Annotated in this window: 4 protein-coding genes; 3 read left to right on the forward strand and 1 reads right to left on the reverse strand. The window is 71.0% G+C overall.

Features of this window, described 5'->3' with window-relative positions:
* The first annotated feature begins 471 nt into the window (after positions 1-471).
* The 3 genes from STRTUCAR8_RS31660 to STRTUCAR8_RS31670 are packed head-to-tail and all read left to right on the forward strand — an operon-like array spanning position 472 to position 4,432.
* A complete protein-coding gene (locus tag STRTUCAR8_RS31660) occupies positions 472-3,165 on the forward strand; it encodes a bifunctional acetate--CoA ligase family protein/GNAT family N-acetyltransferase (protein ID WP_044473239.1) in 2,694 nt (897 codons plus the stop codon).
* A gap of 13 nt (positions 3,166-3,178) precedes the next feature.
* Positions 3,179-3,913, forward strand: a complete 735-nt coding sequence (locus STRTUCAR8_RS31665) for a CBS domain-containing protein (protein ID WP_006380247.1) — start codon at positions 3,179-3,181, stop codon at positions 3,911-3,913.
* A gap of 21 nt (positions 3,914-3,934) precedes the next feature.
* Complete coding sequence (locus STRTUCAR8_RS31670; RefSeq protein WP_006380250.1) at positions 3,935-4,432, forward strand: flavodoxin domain-containing protein; 498 nt, start codon at positions 3,935-3,937, stop codon at positions 4,430-4,432.
* A gap of 124 nt (positions 4,433-4,556) precedes the next feature.
* On the opposite strand, the gene STRTUCAR8_RS31675 is transcribed toward STRTUCAR8_RS31670, so the two are convergent.
* Positions 4,557-5,069, reverse strand: a complete 513-nt coding sequence (locus STRTUCAR8_RS31675; RefSeq protein ID WP_006380249.1) for an OsmC family protein — start codon at positions 5,067-5,069, stop codon at positions 4,557-4,559.
* Positions 5,070-5,170: the final 101 nt, after the last annotated feature.

Raw genomic sequence — 5,170 nt, forward strand, 5'->3', positions numbered from 1 at the left:
GAACCCGGCGCCGGGACCACCGTGATGAGTGACGAGGAACTGCGTTCCCACGTACGGCTCGGCCCTCGCACCACCGGCCTGGACCTGCGGTTCCCGGCGGGCGGCCGGCTCGACTTCCTGCCCGCGGGGCGGATGTCCCCCTCGTACTCCGCGGACGTCACGAGCCTCACCTGGCGCGCGTTCTACGAGCGTCTGGGTGGCGGCTCGTTCCTTCAGGCTCTGCGGGAGGAGATGAAGGCGTCGTACGACTACGTCCTCATCGACAGTCGCACGGGCGTCAGCGACATCTCGGGGATCTGCACCACCCTGATGCTACCGCTGTTCGCGCCCCGAACCGACGATCGCTGTGACCGGGGACGGTCAGCGGGTTTTAGGGCCGACCGGCCCTCGGCCGAGCCCCGGACAGCCCATGGGATCACCCGCCGATCCGCTGGATGCTCAAGGTGTCGAAAGGCATGGAGGAGACCCGCGATGACGCACGACGTACTCAGCCGACCACCTGTCCACGCCCTGCTGTCGGACGGCACCACCGTGCGCATACGTCCTGTGGCACCGGGCGACCACGACCAGTTGCAGGGGCTCTACGAGGAGATGTCCCCGGAGAACCTGCGTCTGCGGTTCTTCGCGGCGAGCAGGCGGTCGGCCGTCATGGCCGCCGACCGGGCCTGCGCACCGGCACGAACCGGATACCGGGCCCTGCTGGCCGAGGTGACGGGCCAGGTGGTCGGTCTCGCCGAGTACGACGCCGTCGGCGCCGACGACTCGGCAGAGATCTCCATCGCCGTCGCCGACGGACTGCACCACCGCGGGGTCGGCACACTCCTTGTCGAACACCTCGTCTCGGCGGCCCGGACGGAGGGCATCCGGACCTTCACGGCCGATGCGCTGAGCGAGAACCACGAGGTGCTCCGGCTCTTCACCGACCTGGGCCTGCACATCGACCGACGCCTCGACGGCCCCGAGACGAGCTGTGCCATCGCGCTCGACGAGGACGAGACCTACCTCTCGGCCGTCGAGGCGCGCGGCCGGACCGCCGACGTGGCCAGCCTGGAGCCGTTGCTGCGTCCGCACACGGTCGCCGTCGTCGGAGCGGGACGCAGGCCGGGGTCGGTGGGCCGGGCGGTTCTGCACCACCTGCACGCGGGTGGATTCACCGGGCGTCTGTTCACGGTGAATCCCCGTGTCACCTCGATCCTCGGGGTGCCGTCCCATCCCTCCGTCGGCGCGCTGCCCAAAACCCCTGATCTCGTGATCGTGGCGGTGCCCGCCGCAGCCGTCGCGGCCACCGCCGAGGAGTGCGGCAAGGCCGGAGTGCGGGCGCTGCTCGTCATTTCCGCGGGACTGGACAGCGTCCAGGCCGGGGCGTTGCTGGCGGCCTGTCGGATGTACGGCATGCGTCTTGTCGGCCCCAACTGCCTGGGCATCTCCAACACCGAACCCGGACTGCGGCTCGACGCGACCTTCGCCGCCGAGCATCCGCGCCCGGGCACGGCGGGGGTCGCCGTGCAGTCCGGCGGCGTCGGCATCGCTCTGCTCGACGGACTGTCCCGGCTCGGTGTCGGCGTCTCGACGTTCGCCTCCCTCGGCGACAAGTACGACGTCAGCGGCAACGACATGCTCCAGTGGTGGGAGAGCGACGGCCGCACCGAGATCGCGTTGCTGCACCTGGAGTCGTTCGGCAATCCGAGGGCCTTCTCCCGTACCGCCCGCCGCGCGACCCGCCATTTCCCCGTGCTGACGGTCGACGCGGGCCGCACCGACGCGGGGCGGCGCGCGGCGGCCTCGCACACCGCTGCCGCCGCCACCCGGACCATGACCCGGCAGGCACTGTTCACCCAGGCCGGCATCACCGCGACCCGCTCGGTCGGTGAACTCCTCGAAACCGCCGCGCTGTTGCACTCCCAGCCGCTCCCGACGGGCACCCGGGTGGCCATCGTCACCAACGCCGGCGGCGCAGGCGTCCTCGCGGCCGACGCCTGCGCGGAGGCAGGCCTGGCCCTGCCCCCGTTCACCCCGGAGGCCGTCGACGACCTGCTCGCCGTACTGCCCGACGGGGCCGCCGTCGGCAACCCCGTCGACGCCACCGCGGCGGTGACGGAAGAGCAGCTCAGCGAGTGCGTGGACCGGATCATGCGGTACCCGGGCATCGACGCCGTCCTGCTGGCCCTCGTTCCTACCGCTGTCGCCGCCGCGACCGGCGACGACCTGGTCCGGGCCCTCACCCGTGGCCCGGCACGCCGGGTACGACCCGTCGCCGCGATACGTCTGGAACAGGGCGAGCCGGTCCGGTTGCTGCCCACCCCCGACGGCGGCGCGATCCCCTCGTACGCCGAACCCCAGGCAGCAGCACGGGCATTGGCCCACGCCGCACAGCGCGCGGCCTGGCTGAGCCGCCCCGCCGGAACGATCCCGGACCTCCAAGGCGTCGACACCGAGCGAGCCCACACGGTCGTCGACAACTACCTCGCCGCGAACACCGACGGCGGCTGGCTCGACCCGCGCACCTGCGCCGAACTCCTGTCCTGCTACGGCATCCCCCAGCTGCCCTGGGCCTGGGCCGAGACCGAGGACGAGGCCGTCACCGCCGCCGACCGGCTGCACGGCACCGACGGGCGGGTCGTCATGAAGGCCCACTGGCCCGGACTCGTACACAAGAGCGAGCAGCACGCCGTCCACCTCGACCTCCGGGGAGACTCCCAAGTACGCGCCGCCTTCAGGGACTTCGAGACACGGTTCGCGGGCCTGATGACCGGAGTGGTCGTCCAGCCGCTCGCCGCGCGCGGCACGGAGCTGTTCGCGGGAGTCGTCCAGGACGAGGTTTTCGGCCCGCTCGTCCTGTTCGGACTCGGCGGGACGGCGACGGAGGTGCTGGCCGACCACGCTGCCCGGCTCGCCCCGCTCACCGACCATGACGTACGCGACCTGATCACATCCCCGCGCTGCGCGCCTCTGCTGTTCGGTGCGCGCGGCAGCGGACCGGTCGATCTCGAAGGCCTGGAACAGCTGCTGCTGAGGCTGTCCCGCATGGCGAGCGATCTGCCACAGCTGGCCGAGGCGGACTTCAACCCCGTCCTCGCGACACCGGGCGCGGTCACCGTGCTGGACGCACGGCTGCGCCTGCTGCCGCGCAGGCCCCAGGACCCCTATCTGCGCCGACTTCGGTGAGGAAGGAACGGACATGAAGCACAACAAGGTCGGCTCCGTGATGACCACTGAGGTCGTCCGGGCCGAGTACGGCACCCCGTTCAAGGAGGTGGCACGGCTGCTCGCCGACCACCGGATCAGCGGGCTGCCGGTCGTCGACGAGGACGACCACGTCATCGGAGTCATCTCCGAGACGGACCTGATGGTGCGGCAGGCGGCGACCCCGGACCCGTACGAACCGCCGAGGCACGGCTTGGGGCTCGCCGGTCTGACGCGCGGCGCCAGGCGGCAGGCGGCGAAGGAGAAGGCACGCACCGCCGGTCAGCTGATGACCGAGCCGCCTGTCGTCGCACACGCCGACGACACCATCGTCCAGGCCGCCCGGACCATGGCGCAGCGGCGCGTGGAACGGCTGCCGGTGCTGGACGAGGAGAACCGGCTCGTCGGCATCGTCACCCGGCGCGACCTGCTCCAGGTCTTCCTGCGGCCCGACGCGGAGATCCGTAAAGAGGTGATCGACGAAGTGCTGGTCCGCACGCTGTGGCTGGCGCCGAGCGGCGTCGACGTCTCCGTCACGGAAGGCGTCGTCACGCTGGCCGGCCACATGGAGCGCAAGAGCGAGACCGAGATCGCCGTTTCCATGACCAGGCAGGTCGACGGTGTGGTCGGCGTGGTCGGCAAACTCACCTACCGGCTGGACGACGCGCACCTGCGCCCCGACGAGCCGGCCGTACACGGCGTGGCCGACGACTGGCTGCGCAAGCTCTGATGGGAAAGGAGGCGGATCGCCATGCCCAGCAGTGTGTTGGTCGCCTACGGAACGACGAACGGATCCACCGCGGAGATCGCTGAGGCCGTGGCCAAGGTTCTGCGCGAGGACGGACTGACGGTCGACGTACTGCCGGCCCGGTCGGTGGCGAGCGTGGCGTCGTACGAGGCCGTCGTGGTCGGAGGTGGCGTGTACGCCGGACGCTGGCAGAAGGACGCCCGCCGCTTCCTCCGCCACCACCGTCGTGCACTGACCGGACGCCCGCTGTGGTTGTTCAGCAGCGGCCCGCTCGACGCCTCTGCCTCGGAACGGGACATCCCGCCCGTGCCCGGAGTGAAACGGGCCATGATCCGGCTCGACGCCAGGGAACACGTCACCTTCGGGGGCTGCCTCGAAGAGGGAGCGAAGGGATTCATCGCCCGGAAGATCATCTCTTCGGGCAAGGGCGGCGACTTCCGGGACTTCGCCGAGATCAAGGCGTGGGCGAAGCGCGTCGCGGGCGAGTTGGCGCGGGTATAGAAGGGGCGGTTCTGCCGGGCCCGTGCCGATCGGTTGGTACGGACCCTGCAGAGTTCGTTGAGGGTGCGGGTTCACCGAGGGACCACGGCGACAGGGCACTCGGAATCCCGCGGTGGGGCCCGTGTCACGCTGCCGCCCCGACTCCCGGCCCGAAGCCCTCGGGTCCCAGGTCGCGGATCAGCTGAGTTCGACCGTGACCTCGGGAGGCTGCCGCAACGTTGCGCACGGTGCAGTGGCCGACCACCGCGCGCAGCGCCTGCTTCCGCTCCGGGCTCAGCTCCAGCGGCAGCACGATACGCGTGCGCACGGACGCGACCCGTGCGGGTCCGTCATCGGCCATGGTGAAGTCCGCCTCGACCCGTAGGTGTTGGTGGGGCAGCTGGTGGCGCTGGAGGAAGCGGCCCGCGTAGTAGGTGACGCAGGACGCCAGGGAGGCGACGAGGAGTTCCACCGGGGTGGGCCCTTCGTTGTCGCCGCCGGCCTCGACCGGTTGGTCCACAGTGAGTTCGTGGTCGCGCGCGAGGACCGTGAACGTCTGGTTCTTGAACTGCGTGGCCTCGACGCGTCCGGGTGGCTGCGCGACGGCACTGCCGCGGCGCGGGACCTGTGCGTCGTGAGCGGGAGAGGGCTTGTTCATCACCGCACCTCCCGCGGTTGTCGCGGACGGCTCGGCTCAAGGCGGGCCCGCATCTTCGTACTCTCATCGTCCGACGACATCCCGCTGACGGTGATGGGCCG

This window comes from Streptomyces turgidiscabies Car8, assembly GCF_000331005.1.
Taxonomy (GTDB): domain Bacteria; phylum Actinomycetota; class Actinomycetes; order Streptomycetales; family Streptomycetaceae; genus Streptomyces; species Streptomyces turgidiscabies.